The sequence below is a fragment of the Streptomyces sp. NPDC002643 genome, assembly GCF_053592555.1.
In genome coordinates this window covers 41579-59469 of the sequence record NZ_JBSFVY010000035.1, presented here as the reverse complement: position 1 = coordinate 59469, position 17891 = coordinate 41579, and the positions used below count along the sequence as shown (strand labels likewise).

The 17891-nt window shown below is 71.4% G+C and carries 18 protein-coding genes; 5 read left to right on the top strand and 13 right to left on the bottom strand.

The features are described from left to right. Positions 1-105 precede the first annotated feature (105 nt). The 5 genes from ACWD4G_RS37260 (at position 106) to ACWD4G_RS37240 (ending at position 6201) form a co-directional block, all read left to right on the top strand. Complete coding sequence (locus tag ACWD4G_RS37260; RefSeq protein WP_451301595.1) at positions 106-1170, top strand: ABC transporter substrate-binding protein; 1065 nt, start codon at positions 106-108, stop codon at positions 1168-1170. A gap of 98 nt (positions 1171-1268) precedes the next feature. Further along, on the top strand, positions 1269-2552 hold the full coding sequence (locus tag ACWD4G_RS37255) for an ABC transporter ATP-binding protein (protein ID WP_451301593.1): 1284 nt from the start codon (positions 1269-1271) through the stop codon (positions 2550-2552). Between the two features lie 4 nt (positions 2553-2556). After that, on the top strand, positions 2557-4296 hold the full coding sequence (locus tag ACWD4G_RS37250) for an ABC transporter permease (RefSeq protein ID WP_451301591.1): 1740 nt from the start codon (positions 2557-2559) through the stop codon (positions 4294-4296). A 14-nt stretch (positions 4297-4310) separates the two neighbouring features. Then, a complete protein-coding gene (locus tag ACWD4G_RS37245; RefSeq protein ID WP_451301589.1) occupies positions 4311-5120 on the top strand; it encodes an SDR family NAD(P)-dependent oxidoreductase in 810 nt (269 codons plus the stop codon). Between the two features lie 328 nt (positions 5121-5448). Then, positions 5449-6201 carry an SDR family NAD(P)-dependent oxidoreductase gene (locus ACWD4G_RS37240; protein ID WP_451301587.1) on the top strand — a complete coding sequence of 251 codons (753 nt, stop codon included), beginning with the start codon at positions 5449-5451 and terminating at the stop codon, positions 6199-6201. Between the two features lie 13 nt (positions 6202-6214). Here the strand turns inward: ACWD4G_RS37240 and ACWD4G_RS37235 are convergent, their stop codons facing one another. From ACWD4G_RS37235 to ACWD4G_RS37175, 13 genes are all read right to left on the bottom strand, one after another. Then, positions 6215-7297, bottom strand: coding sequence for an MBL fold metallo-hydrolase (locus tag ACWD4G_RS37235; RefSeq protein ID WP_451301585.1), 1083 nt, complete (start codon positions 7295-7297; stop codon positions 6215-6217). Continuing rightward, positions 7294-8853, bottom strand: coding sequence for a class I adenylate-forming enzyme family protein (locus ACWD4G_RS37230; RefSeq protein ID WP_451301583.1), 1560 nt, complete (start codon positions 8851-8853; stop codon positions 7294-7296). The genes ACWD4G_RS37235 and ACWD4G_RS37230 overlap by 4 nt, the downstream gene beginning before the upstream one ends. A 64-nt stretch (positions 8854-8917) precedes the next feature. After that, on the bottom strand, positions 8918-9238 hold the full coding sequence (locus ACWD4G_RS37225; protein WP_451301581.1) for an EthD family reductase: 321 nt from the start codon (positions 9236-9238) through the stop codon (positions 8918-8920). A gap of 26 nt (positions 9239-9264) precedes the next feature. Then, the gene (locus ACWD4G_RS37220; protein ID WP_451301579.1) at positions 9265-9675 is read right to left on the bottom strand and encodes a nuclear transport factor 2 family protein; all 411 of its coding nucleotides are present in this window, start codon (positions 9673-9675) and stop codon (positions 9265-9267) included. Between the two features lie 12 nt (positions 9676-9687). Beyond that, positions 9688-10044, bottom strand: coding sequence for a nuclear transport factor 2 family protein (locus ACWD4G_RS37215; protein ID WP_451301577.1), 357 nt, complete (start codon positions 10042-10044; stop codon positions 9688-9690). A 95-nt stretch (positions 10045-10139) separates the two neighbouring features. Next, a complete protein-coding gene (locus ACWD4G_RS37210; protein WP_451301575.1) occupies positions 10140-10766 on the bottom strand; it encodes a TetR/AcrR family transcriptional regulator in 627 nt (208 codons plus the stop codon). Positions 10767-10848: 82 nt separating this feature from the next. Next, on the bottom strand, positions 10849-11631 hold the full coding sequence (locus ACWD4G_RS37205; RefSeq protein WP_451301573.1) for an enoyl-CoA hydratase/isomerase family protein: 783 nt from the start codon (positions 11629-11631) through the stop codon (positions 10849-10851). Then, on the bottom strand, positions 11628-12392 hold the full coding sequence (locus ACWD4G_RS37200; RefSeq protein ID WP_451301571.1) for an SDR family NAD(P)-dependent oxidoreductase: 765 nt from the start codon (positions 12390-12392) through the stop codon (positions 11628-11630). Before ACWD4G_RS37200 ends, ACWD4G_RS37205 begins: the two co-directional genes overlap by 4 nt. Beyond that, a complete protein-coding gene (locus tag ACWD4G_RS37195; RefSeq protein ID WP_451301648.1) occupies positions 12389-13153 on the bottom strand; it encodes an SDR family oxidoreductase in 765 nt (254 codons plus the stop codon). Before ACWD4G_RS37195 ends, ACWD4G_RS37200 begins: the two co-directional genes overlap by 4 nt. Before the next feature lie 56 nt (positions 13154-13209). Beyond that, a complete protein-coding gene (locus ACWD4G_RS37190; protein WP_451301569.1) occupies positions 13210-14424 on the bottom strand; it encodes an acyl-CoA dehydrogenase family protein in 1215 nt (404 codons plus the stop codon). A 12-nt stretch (positions 14425-14436) separates the two neighbouring features. Beyond that, on the bottom strand, positions 14437-15402 hold the full coding sequence (locus tag ACWD4G_RS37185; protein WP_451301567.1) for a phosphotransferase family protein: 966 nt from the start codon (positions 15400-15402) through the stop codon (positions 14437-14439). After that, entirely contained in the window at positions 15399-16670 is a 1272-nt protein-coding gene (locus ACWD4G_RS37180) for an acyl-CoA dehydrogenase family protein (RefSeq protein ID WP_451301565.1), read from the bottom strand. The genes ACWD4G_RS37185 and ACWD4G_RS37180 overlap by 4 nt, the downstream gene beginning before the upstream one ends. Before the next feature lie 19 nt (positions 16671-16689). Next, on the bottom strand, positions 16690-17889 hold the full coding sequence (locus ACWD4G_RS37175; protein ID WP_451301646.1) for a thiolase family protein: 1200 nt from the start codon (positions 17887-17889) through the stop codon (positions 16690-16692). Between the last annotated feature and the right edge of the window lie 2 nt (positions 17890-17891).

Below are 17891 nucleotides of genomic sequence, written 5' to 3'. Positions count from 1 at the left end.
TGGTAATTTCCCTGCAATCTTGGCAATGCGGCCACCTCCAGCGCGAAGTCCGCTCGGGTGCGCGCCGGTTCGGCCGGGAGCCGGTTTCAGGTAAGGGAGCCGAGAATGAGATCAGATCCGCGACGGCGCGGGGCTTTGCTCATCCTGCTATCGATCACCACACTGCTGGCCGCCGCGTGCGGCGGCGGCACCGACGACAACACCGAGTCCAAGGTCGTACCCGCATCGGCGGGCTTGAACGAACTGGTCGCCGCAGCGAAGAAAGAAGGACAGGTCACCGTCTACTCGGCCCAGGATCTGACCGCTCTCAACAACCTCGCGAAGGCCTTCGAGGCCAAGTACCCGGGAATCGACGTCAAGACCGTCCGAGGCGTCGACGGTGACCTCGGGGTGAAGGTCGAGACGGAGTTCAACTCCGGCAAGGGCATCGCCGACATGTACGTCAGCGCGAGCCTGTCCTGGGCGAAGGCGCAGGCCGAGGCCGACCGGTTCCTCGCGCCGACCGGCCCCGAACTGACCGGCAAGGGCGACTACGACACCAAGCAGTACGTCCACAAGGGCAACTACTTCGAGACCAACTCCGCAGTCCTCACCTTCGGCTGGAACACCGAACTCCACCCCGAGGGCCTGACCGACTACCCGGACCTGCTGGACCCGTCGCTCTCCGGCGGAAAGATCGGCGTCATCGAGCCGACCGCGCCCTCGATCGTGGACTTCTACCTGTGGCTGGAGGAGAAGTACGGCGCCGACTTCGTGAAGAAGCTGGCCGCTCAGAAGCCGCGCGTCTACCCCAGTGCCCTGCCCATGGGTGAGGCGCTGCAGTCGGGGGAGATCGCCGCCGGCAGCTTCGTGGCACCGATCACGCTCGATCCCGCCAAGAAGAAGGGCGCGCCGGTCGACTACCGCATGGCGCCGGGCGGCGCGTGGGGTGCCCGGTACTACGGCATGGTGCTCAAGACCGCCCCGCACCCCAACGCCGGCCAGTTGTTCGCCAACTTCATGGTGACCGCGAAGGGGCAGGAGCTGATCACACCGTCGGCCGGCTCGGTGCTGCCCGACGTCCCGGGCACAGTGATCACCAACGACAAGGTGCGCATCCAAGATCCGGCCAAGCTCACACCCGACGCCGTGACCGCGTACCAAAAGAAGTGGAAGTCCCTCTTCCAGTAGTGGCGGTGGGCGGCGTCCGCCAGGCCCCATGCACAGCAGTGTGGGCACCCTCGCCGAGGGGTGCCCACTCACCTGATCTTTGGATGTGAGGAGTCCCCGTGTCCCACGTGCGCATCGAGGGTCTGACGAAGAGGTTCGCGGGCAAGCCGCCGGCGGTCGCCGTGGACGACTTGTCGCTGGAGGTCGAGGCGGGCGAGTTCATCGTTCTTCTCGGTCCCAGCGGCTGCGGGAAAACCACGACGCTGCGCTGTCTGGCCGGTCTGGAGACACCCGACGAAGGACGCATCTCACTGGGCGACCGGACGGTGCTGGACATACGAGGGAAGGTCGACCTCCCCCCGAACAAGCGCAGGATCGGCATGGTGTTCCAGTCGTACGCGCTGTGGCCGCACATGACGGTGCGCCGCAACATCGGATATCCGCTCAAAGCCCGGCGGGTGGCCCGTGAGCAGGCGCGCACACGCATCGAGGAGGCGGCGGCACTCGTCGACTGCACGCCCCTCCTCGACCGCTACCCGGCGCAGCTCAGTGGCGGCCAGCAGCAGCGGGTGGCCCTGGCCCGCGGCCTGGCCGCCCGGCCCGACCTCGTGCTCTTCGACGAGCCGCTGAGCAATCTCGACGCCCGGCTGCGCGACCAGGTGCGTGCCCAACTGCACGAACTGCACGCGCGACTGGGCTTCACCGCTGTGTTCGTCACCCACGACCAGAGTGAGGCACTGGCACTCGGCGACCGGCTGGCGATCATGAAGGCAGGGCGGATCGAGCAACTCGACACGCCGGAACGGGTCTTCGAGGCACCGGCCACCGAGTACGTCGCCGGGTTCATCGGCATGTCGAACCGGCTTCCGCTCCAGCGCCGGGGTGAGGGGTGGGTGCTCGTCGGCCCACCAGGTGCCGACGTCCCACCAGGTGCCGACGTCCCATCGGATGCAGACGGCCGATCGGATGCAGACGGCCGATCGATTGTCGACGTCCTGTCGGGGAGTGACAGCTCGTCGGGGAGCGATGGCTCGTCGGGCGCGGCGAGTGAAACGGTGGCCGACGACCTCCCGGTGCCCCGCTCCCACGGCGAGGTCATCGCCCGGCTGCGTCCCGACGATCTTCAGCTCCGCCCGGCCGAGGAGAAGGTGCCGCCCCACGGTGTCGGCCTCGCGGCGGAGGTCGTCGACGCGCAGTTCGGCGGTCGCCACATGGACGTGGTCGTCACGATCGCGGGCAGCCGTCTGCACGCCCGTGCTCCCCTGACGGGCAGGCCCTGGGCCCGGGGCCTGTCGCGCGGACAACGGGTGACCGCGTGGTTCGCCAAGGACGCGGCCGTCTACTACGACGCCGACGGAGTACGGACAGCCGTGTACGCCCCCGCCGCCGCAGTGGGGGCGTGACGTCATGGCCGCACCCGCCGTACCCGCCCCCTCCCCCACCGAGGCACCGCCGCAGCCGGGCCCGCCGCGTCCGACGGCGTGGACGCGCGGGCAGCGCCACCTGCCCCGGCTGGGCGCGCTCGTCTTCCTCGCCGCCATCGGCTACCTGGTGATCGCTCCGCTGGTGGGCCTGCAGCGACTGGCCTTCGAGGACGACGCCCGTGGCTACGGTGCCGCCTTCGACGATCCGGACATGCCCGGGACGCTGCGGACGACGGCCGGTCTGGCGCTGGGCTCACTGGCCATCGCGCTCGTCCTCGGCACGTTCCTGGCCTGGGCGGCGACCCGCCTTCCGCCCCGTCTGCGGCTGCTGCGCGTCCTGCCCGTCCTGCCCATCGTCATCCCGGCCGTCGCCGCGGTGACCGGCTGGGCGTTCCTGTTCTCGCCCCGGCCCGGCTACCTCAACGCGGCACTGCGCCACCTGCCGTGGTGGAACCATCTCGACGAGGGGCCCGTCGACATCTACACGCTTCCGTGGATCGTGCTGATCACCGGTTTCGGGCTGACGGCCTTCGTCTACCTCTTCGTCAGCGCCGGCTTCGGCAACATCAACGCGGAGCTGATCGAGGCGGCACAGGTGAGCGGTTCATCGGCCGCCGGGGTGTTCTTCCGGGTGACGCTGCCGCTGCTGCGTCCGACCCTGGTGTACGGGGGCTTTGTGGCCCTGCTCCTTGGACTCGGCCAGTTCACGGGACCGCTGCTGCTCGGCAGGAACAGTGGCATCGACGTCCTCACCACTGACATGTACGCGGCCGTGTCACAGAGCCCGGTCGACTACGGCAGGGCCGCCGCGATCGGTTCGCCGCTGCTGCTGTTCGGCATCGCCGTCGTCCTCCTCCAGAAGGTCATGCTCGGCGACCACAGCCGCTTCGTCACACACGGCGGCAAGGCCTTCCGGTCCGGCGGGCGGCCGTCGTGGGTGGCGGTCACGGGCATCGTCCTCTACGGACTGGTGGCGCTGGCGCTGCCGCTGGGCGCTCTCGTCGTGGTGTCCCTCTCGGCGTTCTGGAGCGGGCGGATCGAACCGAGCGGCTTCACGCTCGACAACTTCAGGCGCGTGTTCCAGGAGTCGGGAATCACCGACGCGATCGTCAACAGCCTGACCACGTCGGTCCTCTCCGTCGCCATCGCGCTCCCGCTCGGCTTCGTCGCCGCCACGCTGCTGCTCAAGGGGCGTCGGTTCCGCGTCATCCGGGCCGCCGTCGACTTCATCGTGGCGATGCCCCTGGGTATCCCCGCGGTGGTCTTCGGCGCCGGCTTCCTGCTGACGTACAGCCGCGAGCCGTTCGTCCTGTACGGCACCCGAACGGTGATCGTCCTCGTCTACGTGACCCTGATGCTGCCCTTCGCCACCCGGATGCAGCTGTCCGGGATGGTGGCGCTCGGCGACACGTACCAGGAGGCGTCGCGGACGAGCGGGGCGGGCGCGCTGCGGACCACCACCGACATCGTGATGCCGCTGCTGCGCCCCACGCTCGCGGGTGCGGCGGCGCTGATGTTCGTACTGCTCACTCATGAGTTCACCGCCTCACTGCTGGTGCGGGCACCCACGACGCAGGTCATGGGCACCATCCTGTTCGACTACTGGTCCAACGGCTCCTATCCGCTGGTCGCGGCGATCGCGCTCGTCATGACGCTGGTGACGTCGGCCGGTGTCTTCCTGGCCATGTCGGTCGCGGGGTCCGACATCTTCCAGAAGCTGTGAGCGGGGGACGGGGAATGGGCATCGGCTCACTCGACGGCAGGACGGTCCTCGTGACCGGCGCGGGGCAGGGCATCGGACGGGCGATCGCCGTGGAAGCAGCGCGGCAGGGGGCGTCTGCGGTCACGGTCGCCGACCTGAACGGGGCGACCGCGGCCGAGACCGCCGGCCTCGTACGGGCCGCCGGAGCCGAGGCCGAGGCGATCGTGTGCGACCTGCGCGACCGCGATCACATCGAGGCCATGGTCTCCGGCACGGTGGAGCGGTTCGGCGGGCTCGACGTCCTCGTCAACAACGCCGGAGTGATCGAGTCCGCGCTGGTGGACCGGCCGGAGGAGCGAGCCGTCGACACACTCCCCGAAGAGGTCTGGAACGCGGTCTACGAGGTCAACCTCAAGGCCGTCTGGCTCGCCACGAAGTTCGCCGCGCCCCATCTGCGGCGCTCCACCCGCGGACCCGCGATCGTCAACACGGCCTCGGTGGCCGGGCTCACCGGCCGTCCCCTGGCACCGGTCTACGGCACCACCAAGGCGGCCGTCATCCACCTCACCAAGGTCACCGCCGTCGATCTGGCACCCGTGCGCTGCAACTGCTTCTGCCCCGGGGTCATCGAAACGCCACTGGCGCGGGGCTTCTTCGAGGCGTCCGGCCAAGGAGACGCCATGGAGCGGGAGGTGACCGCGCCGCAGCTCGTGCGGCGGCTCGGACGGCCGGAGGAGGTGGCGAAGCTGGCCTGCTTCCTGGCTTCCGAAGACGCCGCGTTCATCACCGGCGCCTCGTACGTCATCGACGGCGGGGCGCTCGCGTGGCGCGGGATCGGTGAGTGACCCCTTGGGACACCACGTACATGGCGGCCCCGCGCGGCGGGGGTGTTCACCCCGCATGTCCCGCGCCGGTGGGAAGGGCTCGGTCTGGGTCTGCGCGGTCAGGTGGTCGTCTTCGAGGCCGCCGGGGCACTCGATGCCGGGCCCGTACCGGGGAGAACCCGGCGACCCCGAAGGGCGACCGTGTTCCTGGTCGGTTCGGGCGATCCGGGCTTGAAGGTGGTGAGGGCGCATCGGCACCCTCGACCGGGTCGGCTCGGCGGTGTCCGCGCTGCTGCGCTGCGGCCTGTCCGTCGACGTTCCGTGTGTCTGAGAGAGGGTGTGAGCAGCGGTGAGGGAAGCCCGGCTCTCGGGAAAGGTGGCGCTGGTGACGGGTGCCACCGGGGGCATCGGTGAGGCGATCGTACGGCGGCTGGCGGCCGAGGGGGCGACCGTCGTGGTCACCGACCTCGACGGCGAGCGGTGCGAGACATTCGCCGGTGAACTGCCGGGCGATGCCGTGGGGTTGCGCCTGGACGTCACCGACGAGACGGCCTGGGAGACGGTCGTCGCCCAGGTGACCGACCGCCTGGGCAGCCTGTCGGTGCTGGTCAACAACGCGGGGATCGCGGCGATGGGCACGGTGGAGACCGAGACCCGGGAGACCTGGGACCGGGTGATCGGGGTGACGCAGACCGGGGTCTGGCTCGGCATGAAGCACGGTGGTCCGGCCATCGAGCGCTCCGGCGGCGGCTCCGTCGTCAACATCGCCTCGGTCTTCGGTACGGTCGGCGGTTTCGGCGCCCAGTTCTCGTACCACGCGGCCAAGGGCGCCGTACGGCTGATGACCAAGAACGCCGCGCTGCACTGGGGCGGGCGCGGTGTGCGGGTCAACTCGCTGCACCCCGGCTTCATCGAGACGCCCCTGTCGCGGGAGCTGTGGCGGGGCACGCCACGGCTGACCGCGATGATCGAGGGCACCCCGCTCGGCCGGCTGGGCACGACCGAGGAGGTGGCGGCCGCCGTGGCGTTCCTCGCCTCGGACGACGCGGGTTTCATGACCGGCTCGGAGCTCTACGTCGACGGAGGCTGGACCGCGCGGTGAGACGGCCCCGCCGCTACGCCGACGCCGGTGCCGGGACCGATACGCGGTCGTCGCCGCCCGTGCCGGAGGCGACCCGCGCGTAGCGGTCCACGCCGTCCACCGAGGCGCGGCCGACCAGGCCGCGGGCCACGAGGACGTCCAGATGCGCCGCGGTCTCGTTGACGGCCAGCATCCGGTTGAAGGGGTTCAGGTCCTCGAAGGGCACCTTCCGACGGGTCCAGCCGAGTTCCCGGGCCACGGCGTGTGCGTCGAGGGTGCGCCCACCGAGGACGGCGAGGGTCTCGCCGAGCCGGTCGTCGTGGTGGTCCAGCAGCTCCGCGACCCTGCGGTGGACGCTGTCACCGACGGGTCCGTGCGCGGGCAGCAACCGGGCGTCCGCGAGCGTGGTCATCAGGCGCAGCGAGTCGAGGTAGTCGCCCAGCGGCAGTCCGGGGCCGTCGCCCAGTTCGAAGCCGATGGACGGGGTGATGTGCGGCAGCACATGGTCCCCGGAGAACAGCAGCCCCCGTGCCTCGTCGAGGTAGACCACATGTCCCCTGGTGTGGCCGGGCGTGGGCACGACGCGCAGGGTGCGGGCCCCGAACCGGAGTTCCTCCGCCTCCAGCCAGCGGTCGGGTGCCTCCCACACGGCGGGGTCGAAGCCTCCGTGGTCCATCGCCTCGATACGGTCGGCCAGCTCCCGGGCGCCCGCCCTGCGCAGGGTCCGCAGCGATCCGACGGGCTGGTCGGTGCGCAGTTCGCCGAGCAGTTCCAGGCCGCGCCGCTCGCCGGAGCCGAGGTAGACGCGGGAGCCGAGCAGGCGGCGCAGTTCCACGGCCTGGGTGTAGTGGTCGCGGTGGATGTGGGTGACCAGGACGTGGGTGATCTCGGCGAGGTCGTGGCCGAGGCCGGCCAGGGCGTCCTCCAGCGCCTTGCGGGACTCGGGGATCGACCAGCCGCCGTCGATCAGCACCAGGCCGTCGTCCTCTTCCAGCACGTAGACGTTGACGGCCCGCAGCCCGTCCTCCGGCAGCGGGAGCGGTACGCGGTGCACCCCGGGCCGCACGGTCTGGGCTCCGCCCCGCGCCCACTGTCCACGGTCGAAACGGGTCGTCATACGTCTCCCAGTTCATGTTGTTCGGGGTGCGCCTCTTCTTCGGGGTGCGCGTCGGAGAGCCGCGCGTGCAAGGCGCGTACGAGTTCCCCGGCGCCCCCTCGGTCCAGCTTGCCGACCCTGGTCTGCGGCAACTCGCCCACGGTGAAGGCGAACTCGGGCCACTTCGCCTTGGACAGGCCGGTGCGTTCCAGGTGGGCGGTGATCTCGTCGAGGTGGAGGTCGCCGCTGTCGTCCTCGGGCACGACGAGCACGGCCGGGCGTTCGCCGAGGAGGGGGTCGGGGACGGGGGCCACACACACCCGGGCCACTTTGGGGTGGCTGGCGACGGCGCGTTCGATCTCGGTGATGTCGAGGTTGCGGCCACCTCGGATGATGACGTCCTTCTCCCGGCCCATGACCGTGACGGTGCCGTCGTGGGCGGTCATGAGCAGGTCTCCGGTGGGCAGGAAGCCGTCGGGGGTGAGGGCGGGCGGTTCCACCACGCCGTCGCGGGCGTAACCGAGGAAGAGGGAGGGGCCCCGCACCTGCGCGCGTCCCGTCCCGCCCGGTCCGAGGACGGTTCCGTCCGCGCCGACGGCCCTCAGTTCCGTCCCCGGAAAGGGGCGGCCGTCCCGGCCGAGTCTGATCTCCTCGGGGTCGTCGGGGCGCGGCGAGGTGTGGCCGAGGCATTCGGACATACCGAAGACCCGCAGGATTCTCGTCCCGAGCGAACGCTCGGCGCGGGCGAGTGCGCCCCGGTCCATGGGGCCGCCGCCGACCGTGATCGAACGTACTCCTTCCAGCGCCTTCGACCCGGAGGCCGCCGAGCCCATCTGCAGGGCCATCGTCGGGACGCACATGGTCCACCGGGCGCGGTGTTCGGCCATCCGCACGACGGCGGCACCTGGCTCCCATCGGCCCATCAGCACCAGCGGCCCGGCCAGCATGAGGGACATGCAGACCCCGAAGCAGTACGCGGCGGTGGAGGAGAGCGGGACGACGGCGGCCACCGCGTCGCCCGGGCGCAGGCCGTTGATCTCGCGGGTGCGGGTGCAGGCGTAGCGCAGGGCCGCCTCGGACTGGACGACGCCCTTGGGTCGCCCGGTGGAGCCGGACGTGAAGCCGATGACGGCGCCGCCCTTCCAGCGGGTGACGTCCCTGGGGCCCCGGTCGGACAGTACGGTCCAGCCGTCGAGCGCCTCCGCCTCGCCGCCCGTGGGCAGGTCCCGCGTCCCCTGCCCGTGCCACTCCCGCAGCGCGGACGGCTCGGCGACGACGACGTCGGGCCGGATGTCGTCCAGCGCCGCCCGGAACTCGGCCGCCGTGGTGTGCCGGTTCACCACGGCGAGTACACCGCCGGTCATCCCTGCGGCCAGCGTGGCCGCGACCGTGCGCCAGGAGTTGTCGGCCTGCACCACGAGTGTGCCGCCGGGTGTTCCGTCCGGGGTCATCGCCTCCGCCAGGGCGACGGCGTGGTCGAGGAGGTCCCGGGCGGTGTGGTGGCCGTGGTCGTCGATGACGGCGGTGAAGTCGCCCTCTTCCGCCCGCTGCTGGAACTCCCGCACTGTCTGTCGCATCCCGCCTTGCCGCCTCCTCGCGTCGTCGTGCGCATCCTCGTCGCGCGAACCCCGTGGCCCTGCGTCAGCCCGCGTACATCTCCTGCTCGCCGCCCATGACGGCGATGCGACGGCCCTTCATGTCCCCGACCTGGGCGACGGCCGCCGCCCACTCCGGGCTGTCCAGGGCCTCCCGCAGATCCTCGGCGGTGTCGAAGCCGAGGACGGAGACCCCGTCCCATCCCTCGGAGCGCGGCTCCAGGGCGGCGTCGATCGCGGTGTGCCGCCAGGAGCGCAGTCCGGGCAGTCGGCGGGTCAGTTCGGCGTGCTCGCCCCGCCACCAGTCGATGAACCGCTCATGGGTCCAGTCGGGCGGCCGTGAGGCCAGCAGGACGAGGTTGTACACGGCGCCTCCCAAGGGGATGGAATGGGTCACTCGAACAGGACGGCGGGCGAACGGCCGATGAGCAGCCGACGTACCCTGCCCGACTCGTCGAGCCGCGCCGAGGCCACGAAGGTCGCCTCCGGTACACCGGACCTGCGGACCTCGCCCAGGAAGAGTTCGTCCAGGCCGTCGGCGCTCGCGGTCAGCTGATGGTGGGTGCGTACGCCCCGCTCGCGCTGCGCGAGGTAGCCCTCCATCTCGGCGCGGCCGCCGTGGAAGTCCGTGGCGCCGTCGCCGCCGGTGGAGAAGAGGATGGAGAACGAGAAGTCGTCGCCGATCAAGTCGAGTATCCGGTACGGCTCGTCACTGTCCAGCAGCGCGAACCACGCGCTCAGGAAGGGCGCCGAAGAGCGTGGTGCCGACTCGGGCTCCGGTGTCTGTGTCGCTGTGCCGGGCATCCGCCACCTCCGTCAGGGCCGGTCGACCAGGTGGAAAGCGGGCGTGAAGAAGGACTGGTAACGCGCCATCAGACCGGAGGGCGAGACGACGGCGGCCGACAGGAACGCGCCGGTCGGTGTGCCCGCCTCCACCACGAATCCGTAGGCGGTTTCGAGGTCCTGGTCCACCGAGTACCGCACGATCTCGTGCACCCGGCCCACGGCGCCGGCGCCCCGTCCCGCGATGTACGCGGCGAAGTCGTCCCTCGACTCCCCGGTCTTCTCGCCGTTCGGTACGGCGATGAGGAAGCGGAACCCGGGTTCCAGGAGTTCCAGGGCCTTCTGAGGATCGTGACCGTCCATCCTGGCCATGTACTCGCGCAGCACCATGGTCGATCCTCTCCCACCCTCGGCATTCAACCTGAGTTCAGTTCAGTTTGAATATAGTGCGGGTGCCCCGCCCTCACAAGAGGCGGAGCACGGGCCTACTCCCCGACCATCCGCACCACGCATCCCTCGATCAGTTCACTGATCTCCGGCAGCGGGATCGCCCCGGTCGGGCGGTACCACCGCCATACGCTGACGATCGTGCCGAGCACCGTCAGTCCGAGCATGTGCGCGTCGCGGACCGGGAACGCGCCCTTCGCCATGCCTCGCACCAGCAGGTTCGTCCAGTCCCGCTCCACCATCTGCACCAGCTGCCGTGCCGCGACCCGCTCGGTCTCCTCGCGCTTGGACTTCCGTGGCGTGGCGAGCAGCGACATGTTGGCCTGAAGCACGCGCATCTGCCGGATCTCCTGCTCCGACACCGCGAAGGCCGAACGGACCGCCGCCCGCAACGCCTCGACGGGGTCCGCCGCGTTCGCCGTCGCCTCGGTGAACATGTCGTGGGAACGCTGCAGCTCCAGACGCATGATGGTGAGCAGGCAGTGCGCCTTGGACTCGAAGTAGTGGTAGAGCGCGGTCTGCCCGATACCGACCCGGTCGGCCACGTCCGACCACTTGGTGTTCTCGTATCCGGTCTCGCCGAAGTACTCGACCGCGGCCTCCAGAATGGCCGCCCGCTTGGACCTGGGCCCCTGGTCCGGTTCCACGATCCGCGCCCTCGCCATCGTCTCTCCCCTGCGCTCCGCGACCGGTGCCTGCCACCGATCGGTTGTCTGAGGGTAGACCTACTTGAACTCGGTTATGAACTCACCCGGCGTAGTGCGGATCGCGCCCGGCGAGGAAGGCGGCCACGCCCTCGCGCCCCTCGGCCGAGACAGCGGCGGCGGTCAGGTCCCGGGCCTCCGCGTCGAGGTGAGCGTCGCGTCCCGTGGAGAGGCCCGCCGCCACAAGCCTCCGGGTGGCGCCGAACGCACCGGTGGCTCCCCGGGCGAGCGCCGCCGCGGTCTCCTCGGCCGCCCCGGCCAGTCGGTCGGCGGCGACGACCCGGCTGACCAGACCCATCTCCGCGGCCTCGGGCGCCCTGATCCGCCGGTTGGTCAGCAGCAGGTCCAGTGCCCGCTTGGGGCCGACGAGCCGTGGCAGCGACCAGCTGACGCCGGCGTCCGGGGAGTACCCGATGCCGGTGTACGCGGCGACGAAGGTGGCGTCGGACGCGGCGAGCGTCAGGTCGGCCGCCGTCGCGAGTCCGAGGCCGGCGCCCGCGGCGGCGCCCTGTACGGCCGCCACCAGCGGCGCGTCCAGTCCGGCGAACACCCGCAGAGCGCCGTGCAGCGCGTCCGTGACCTCGGTGAGGTGCGCGGCCAGCCGGTCGCCGGACAGCGCGGCGAACTCCCTCAGGTCGCCCCCGACGCAGAAGGACCGCCCCCGTCCGGTGAGCAGCACCGCCCGCACGCCGTCGGTCCTCTCGCAGGTCCCGGCGGCCGCCAGCAGTCCCCTGGCCATGGCCAGGTCGATCGCGTTGCCCGCCTCGTCGCGGCACATCTCGACGTGGGCCACGCCCGCCTCGTCGACCCGGACGGTGACGCTCATCGTGCCGTCCATCCGCCGTCGACGGTGAGCACATGGCCGGTGCAGTACGAGGAGGCGTCCGAGGCGAGGAAGAGCAGCGCCCCGTCCAGTTCACCCGGTTCACCGCCCCGCCCCAGCATGGTTCCCCGTTCGACCCACCGGCGGGAGCGTTCGTCCGCGAACAGGTCCTCGGTCATCTCCGAGCGGAACCAGCCGGGGGCGAGGGCGTTGACCCGTATCCCCGCAGGGCCCCACTGCCCGGCCAGCTCGCGGGTGAGCCCGGTCAGGCCCGCCTTGGAGGCGGCGTAGGACGCGCCTCCCAGCGGGGCCCCGGCCACCAGGCCCAGGACGGAGGAGACGTTCACGACGGACCGGCCCGGGGCGCCGGCGGACTCGGCCATCAGCCGGGCGAGGTGGAAGGGCGCCACCAGGTTCACCGCGAGCACGGCGGCGAAGTCGTCCGCGGTCTCGTCCTCGGCGCGTACGGCTCCCGCCCGGCCCGCGTTGTTGACCAGCACATCGAAGCGGCCGGTGGCCGCGAGAACGCGTTCCGCGAGCCGTACGCGGTCGGCGTCTCGCGAGACGTCGCAGGCCACCGGGTGGATGCGCGGGTCCTTCTCGGCCAGATCCGTCAGCCGGTCCAGCCGCCGGGCCGCCGCGAACACGGTGGCGCCCGCCTGCGCGAGCACCGTGGCGAAGCGGGCGCCGAGTCCGGACGACGCGCCCGTGACGACGGCGGTACGGCCCCGCAGGGAGAAGATGTCCTCGGCTGCCCCGCTCATCCGTCCACTCCGACGGGGAGGACGGTGGCCCCGCCGTCCAGCACCAGCGTCTGGCCGGTCATCCAGGAGGACGCGTCGGACGCCAGGAACAGTGCGGCGTGCGCCACGTCCTCGACCGTCCCCAGCCGGCGCAGCGGGAGCCTCGCGGTCAGGATCGGCTCCCTGGGCTCCCATACGGCCCTGGCGAGTTCGGTCTTGATGAGGCCGGGGGCGATCGCGTTGACGCGGGCCCTCGGCCCGAGTTCGTAGGCGAGTTGCCGGGTCATGTGCAGCATCGCGGCCTTGGTGGCGTTGTACCAGCCGATGTGGGGGTCGACGATCAGGCCGCCGACGGAGGCGATGTTGACGACCGCGCCGCCGTGCTCCGACATCCAGGCGCGCCAGGCGCAGCGGGTCCAGGCGACCATGCCGTACTGGTTGACGCGTACGGTCTTCTCGGCACGCGGCAGGTCGAGGTCGAGCAGGTCGCCCATGTACGGGTTGGTGGCGGCGTTGTTGACGAGGATGTCGACCCTGCCGAAGCGTGCCATGGTCTCGGCGACGCACGTCTCGGCGTGTTCGGGCTCGCCGGCGTTCGCGACCACCTCGTGGACCTCTCCGTCGCCCTTGAGCCGGAGCAGGTCCGCGCGGGCCTCGGCCAGTCCGTCCGGTTTGCGGGCGGCGATCACCACATGGGCACCCGCCTCCCGGTACGCCCTGGCGATCCCCAGGCCGATCCCGCGCGAGCCGCCGGTGATCAGCGCGACCCGGCCGTGCAGTATCCGTGCCCGGTCCCGCGCCGCGTCCGGCGGCCGTGCTTCCCGCGGTCCCTGTCCGTTCACGTCTGCTCCTTCGGATACTTGGCGAGTTCCCGCCGGGCCACCGTGCGCAGATGGACCTCGTCCGGGCCGTCCGCGATGCGAAGGGCCCTGGTGATCGCGTACAGCCGGGCCAGCACGGTGTCGTCGCTGACGCCCGCCGCGCCATGGGCCTGCACCGCCCGGTCGACCACCCGGTGCGCGACCTCCAGCGCGGCCACCTTGATCGCGGCGACCTCGGTACGGGCGGCGGCGTTCCCCCGGGTGTCCATGAGCCAGGCCGCCTTGAGGACCAGCAGCCGGAGCTGTTCGATCTCGATGCGGCTGCGGGCGATCCACTCGCGGACGACGCCCTGGTCGGAGAGCGGTCCGCCGAAGGCGATCCGGCTCAGGGTCCGGCGGCACATCAGGTCAAGGGCCCGCTCGGCGAAGCCGACGGCGCGCATGGCGTAGTGCATCCGTCCGGGGCCGAGCCGGCCCTGCGCGAGGGCGAAACCCTGTCCCTCGCCTCCGAGGAGATTGCCGACCGGTACCCGCACCTCCTCGAAGAGGACGTCGCCGTGGCCGCAGCGGTCGGTGTAGCCGAACATCGGCAGGTCGCGCAGCACGGTGACGCCGGGGGTGTCGCGGGGGATCAGGAGCATGCTCTGCCGCCGGTATGTCTCCGCGTCCGGGTCGGTCACGCCCATGAGGACGATGAGCCGGCAGTCGGGGTCGAGGATTCCGGAGGTGTACCACTTGTGGCCGTTGACCACGTAGGAGTCGCCGTCGCGGGTGATGCGGGTACGGATGTTGCGTGCGTCGGAGCTTGCCACCTCGGGTTCGGTCATGGCGAAGCAGGACCGGATGTCGGCCGCCAGCAGGGGGCGCAGCCAGCGGTCCTGCTGCTCGGAGGTGCCGTAGAGGGCGAGCAGTTCCATGTTGCCGGTGTCGGGGGCGGAGCAGTTGAACACCTCGGGGCCCATGACGGACCGTCCGGCCAGTTCGGCGAGCGGGGCGTATTCGAGGTTGGTCAGTCCGGCGCCCAGGTCGCCGTGCGCGAGGAAGAGGTTCCACAGGCCCTCCGCGCGGGCCTTCTCCTGCAACTCGCGCATGATGGCGGGCTGTTGATGGGGATCGTCCGCCTCGGCGAGCTGCCGGTCGTAGACCGTCTCCGCCGGAAGGACGTACTCCGCCATGAACGCGCCCATGCGCGCGTGCAGTTCCCGTGTCCTCGGGGAGAGCTCGAAGTCCATGGGTGTGCTCCTTCAGCCGAGGATGTCGCGTGCCGTGCGGATCATCGCGGCGATGGTCGGTGGCAGCCGTTCCTGGTCCGGGTCGTGGTGTCTGCCCTCGCGGTGGCGGCGCAGGTTGTGGCCCATGATCGCGGCCATCTTGGCGCGGGCCAGGGCACGGAACCAGTCGAAGGCGGGCGGTGCCGGCCGGCCGTCGAGGTAGGCGGCCAGCAGTTCGTCCTCGGTGGGCAGGCCCGGTATCTCGCGGCCCAGCCGGGGGAAGTCGCGGTGGTCGGTGAAGAGCAGGAACCAGCCGAGGTCCGTGCGCGGGTCGCCGAAGCCCCAGATCTCCCAGTCGATCACGGCTGCCGGACGCTCACCCACGCAGATCACATTGCCCAGCCGGAAGTCGCCGTGGGTCACGGCAGGCAGCCGGCCCGCCGGCACACTCGCGGCGAGTCGGGTCGTCAACTCCTCGCCGCCCGGCCTGAGTTCCGCCGGTACGGCGCGCATGGTGCGGCTCCAGCGTTCGAGTTCGGCAGCCGGGTCGATGGGTTCCGGCGTCTCAAGGGCGGGTGCCCGGGTCAGGTGCAGAGCGCGCAGGACGCCGGCCAGCGCCAGCATCCGCGTACGGCACAGGCCGGCGTCGAGCCGGTGGTCGTCGAGGACGGGTTCGACCGCCTCCCCGGTGACGAACTCCATGGCGAACCAGGCCGGTTCACGCTCGTCCACGGTGATGACCCCCGGCACGGGCACGGAACCGGCGAGCGCGCTCAGGGCGCGGGCCTGGCGCAGTACGTCGTTGCGGCCGACAGGCCGCTGGCGTGGAGGCACGGCCTTGACGACGTACGAGGCGGTGCCCGCGGTGATGGAGTAGGTGAGGCCCGAATGGCCGCCGGGCAGCGTCTCCAGTTCGCCGAGCGGCTCACCGGGGTGGAGGTCGGCGAGCCGTTCCCGCACCCGCCCGGCCAGTTCGGTCACCTCGGCGAGCGTGCTCAACGCGCGGCCTCCTCTGTCTCCTTGGGCTCTTTGGGTTCCGTGCGCACCCTGGGCTCCCGAGGCAGTCCCAGCACCCGCTCGGCGAGGATGTCGCGCTGGATCTCGTCGCTGCCGCCCGCGATGCCGTAGCCGGGAGCGCCGAGCAGGTGCTCGGTCCAGGCGAAGGTGCCCCACTCCCCCGTGTCCGCGGCGAGGCGCGGCCCGAGCAGCCGCACGACCAGGTCGGTGGTGGCCCTCATGGTCCCGGTGGCGTAGAGCTTGCCGACGGACGCCTCGGCACCGGGCTCACGGCCGGCGACCAGGGCCGCCGTGACACGCAGGCCGATGAGCCGCTGCACCAGGGTGCGGACGAACAGTGCGCCCGCCTGCTGCTGTTCGCCGCCGGTGAGCGGCCGGGGCAGGTGCCGGGCGAGGTCGAGGGCCCGGTCCGCGTTGTCCAGGCCGAGTGTGCCGGAGTCCAGCCGCTCGGCGGCGAGCACGGTGAGCGTCACCCGCCAGCCCTCGCCGACCGGGCCGAGCCGGTCGGTGTCGGGGACGCGGACGTCGTCCAGGTAGACCTCGTTGAAGCTGGACCCGCCGGTCATCTGCCGGATCGGCCGTATCGTGACGCCCGGGGCGTCCATCCGGACCAGGAAGACCGTGATACCGGCGTGTTTGGGCGCGTCCGGGTCGGTGCGGCAGACGGCCACTCCCCAGGTGGCGACGCGCGCGCCGGATGTCCAGACCTTGTGGCCGCGCAGCACCCAGCCCTCGCCGTCCGCGTCACGGACGGCTCTCGTGCGGACGGCGGCGAGGTCGGAGCCGGCCTCGGTCTCGGAGAAGAGCTGGCAGGCGAGTTCGTCGGTACGGAGCATGGGGCGCAGCCAGCGGCGCTTCTGCTCCCGCGTGCCCCAGATGCGGATCGCCGGGGCCACGAGCTGCTGTGTGACGGGGAAGATCTCGGTGCGCCGGGGCACGTCGAAAGCGGCCTCCTCGGCGCGGTACAGCTGCTCGTAGTACGGGGGCAGATCGCGGCCTCCGTACTCCTCGGGCCAGCCGAGGGCACCCCAGCCGTGGTCGTAGCGCGTGCGCTCCCAGGCGCGGATGCGCTCGGTGCGCGCGCGTTCCTCGTCCTCGGTCCAGTTCTCGAACACGGCCACGGAGTCGTCGCCGCTCCCCCACCGCTGTCCCCGTGTGCCTCGGTGGTCCGCCACGCGCGACAGCCAGCGGCGGGCCTCGGTGCGGAACTCCTCGGGCACCGGTTCCGGCTGCGGGTTCGTGCTGTTCATTGAACCCCCTCCCTTCCGTTCAGCGGGTCAGCACGGTGCACGCGCTGACGCCCGGCGCTCCGTAGACATGGGTGAAGCCGGTTCGCGGGTCGCCCGGTACCTGGTGTTCGCCCGCCCGGCCGCGCAACTGCTGGACGATCTCGTGCACCTGGCGCAGCCCGGAGGCGCCGATGGGTTCGCCGTTGGCGATGCAACCGCCGTCCGTGTTGACGGGCAGCACGCCACCGATCGCGGTCCCGCCCGACGCGATCAGCCGTTCCTGCTCGCCGTGCGCGCAGAATCCGCACTCGGCCATGTGCATCACCTCGGCACCGCTCTCGGTGTCCTGGAGCTGGCACACGTCGATGTCCTGCGGGCCGATCCCCGCCTCCTCGAACGCGGCCTTCGCGGCGTCCGTACTGACGCTGGTCGGGATGCCGCCCGGTGCCCAGGGGCTGAACACCTCGAAGGAGCCGAACCGCCTGGTACGGACGACGGCCGCGCGCAGGGCGACCGGGGTGGCGCCGCCGTCCAGTTCGCGGGCGGTCGCGCGGTCGCACAGCACCAGAGCGACCGCGCCCTGCCCCGGTGAGCAGAACATGTAGCGGGTCAGGGGGTCGTTGACCATGCCGGAGGCGAGGATCTCGTCCGCGTCCAGCGGCTTGCGGCGCCAGGCGTACGGATTGCGCGCCCCGTTGGCGTACGCCTTCTCGGCGACCAGGGCGAGGGTGCGGGGGGTGATGCCGTGGTCGTGCATGTACCGCTGGATCTTCATGGCGAAGAACTGGGTGGTCACCATGAGGCCTTCGCTGCCGTACGCCTCGTCCAGTCCCCAGTCGGCGGGGCGCGGGTCGAACGCTCCGCGCGGGTGCTTGTCGAAGCCGACGGCGAGTGCGACGTCCGCCGCGCCGGAGCGGATCGCGTTCACGGCGGACACCAGGGCGCTGCCGCCGGTGGCGCAGCCGTTGCGGACGTTGACGAACGGCAGCCCGGTCAGGCCGAGTCGGGTGACCAGGGTGTCGGCGTTGCCCGCCGCGTCGCTGCCGCCGAACGCCGCACGGACCCGGGACCACGGCAGCCCGGCGTCGGCCAGTGCGGTGTTCACGGCCTCCACCGCCAGTTGCATGCCCGTGGCGGCCGAGCGCCCGAACGGGGTGATGCCGACGCCGCGGATCAGGACGTCGGCGGCGCTCCCGGCGCTCCCGGTGCTCCCGGTGCTCATATCGCCCATGTTGCTCATGT

What these genes read in the sequence shown, in the direction of transcription:
- ACWD4G_RS37260 (WP_451301595.1), top strand. Translation starts at nt 106, where the DNA reads ATGAGATCAGATCCGCGACGGCGCGGGGCTTTGCTCATCCTGCTATCG.
- ACWD4G_RS37250 (WP_451301591.1), top strand. Translation starts at nt 2,557, where the DNA reads ATGGCCGCACCCGCCGTACCCGCCCCCTCCCCCACCGAGGCACCGCCG.
- ACWD4G_RS37245 (WP_451301589.1), top strand. Translation starts at nt 4,311, where the DNA reads ATGGGCATCGGCTCACTCGACGGCAGGACGGTCCTCGTGACCGGCGCG.
- ACWD4G_RS37235 (WP_451301585.1), bottom strand. Translation starts at nt 7,297, where the DNA reads ATGACGACCCGTTTCGACCGTGGACAGTGGGCGCGGGGCGGAGCCCAG.
- ACWD4G_RS37230 (WP_451301583.1), bottom strand. Translation starts at nt 8,853, where the DNA reads ATGCGACAGACAGTGCGGGAGTTCCAGCAGCGGGCGGAAGAGGGCGAC.
- ACWD4G_RS37220 (WP_451301579.1), bottom strand. Translation starts at nt 9,675, where the DNA reads ATGCCCGGCACAGCGACACAGACACCGGAGCCCGAGTCGGCACCACGC.
- ACWD4G_RS37215 (WP_451301577.1), bottom strand. Translation starts at nt 10,044, where the DNA reads ATGGTGCTGCGCGAGTACATGGCCAGGATGGACGGTCACGATCCTCAG.
- ACWD4G_RS37210 (WP_451301575.1), bottom strand. Translation starts at nt 10,766, where the DNA reads ATGGCGAGGGCGCGGATCGTGGAACCGGACCAGGGGCCCAGGTCCAAG.
- ACWD4G_RS37205 (WP_451301573.1), bottom strand. Translation starts at nt 11,631, where the DNA reads ATGAGCGTCACCGTCCGGGTCGACGAGGCGGGCGTGGCCCACGTCGAG.
- ACWD4G_RS37200 (WP_451301571.1), bottom strand. Translation starts at nt 12,392, where the DNA reads ATGAGCGGGGCAGCCGAGGACATCTTCTCCCTGCGGGGCCGTACCGCC.
- ACWD4G_RS37190 (WP_451301569.1), bottom strand. Translation starts at nt 14,424, where the DNA reads ATGGACTTCGAGCTCTCCCCGAGGACACGGGAACTGCACGCGCGCATG.
- ACWD4G_RS37180 (WP_451301565.1), bottom strand. Translation starts at nt 16,670, where the DNA reads ATGAACAGCACGAACCCGCAGCCGGAACCGGTGCCCGAGGAGTTCCGC.
- ACWD4G_RS37175 (WP_451301646.1), bottom strand. Translation starts at nt 17,889, where the DNA reads ATGAGCAACATGGGCGATATGAGCACCGGGAGCACCGGGAGCGCCGGG.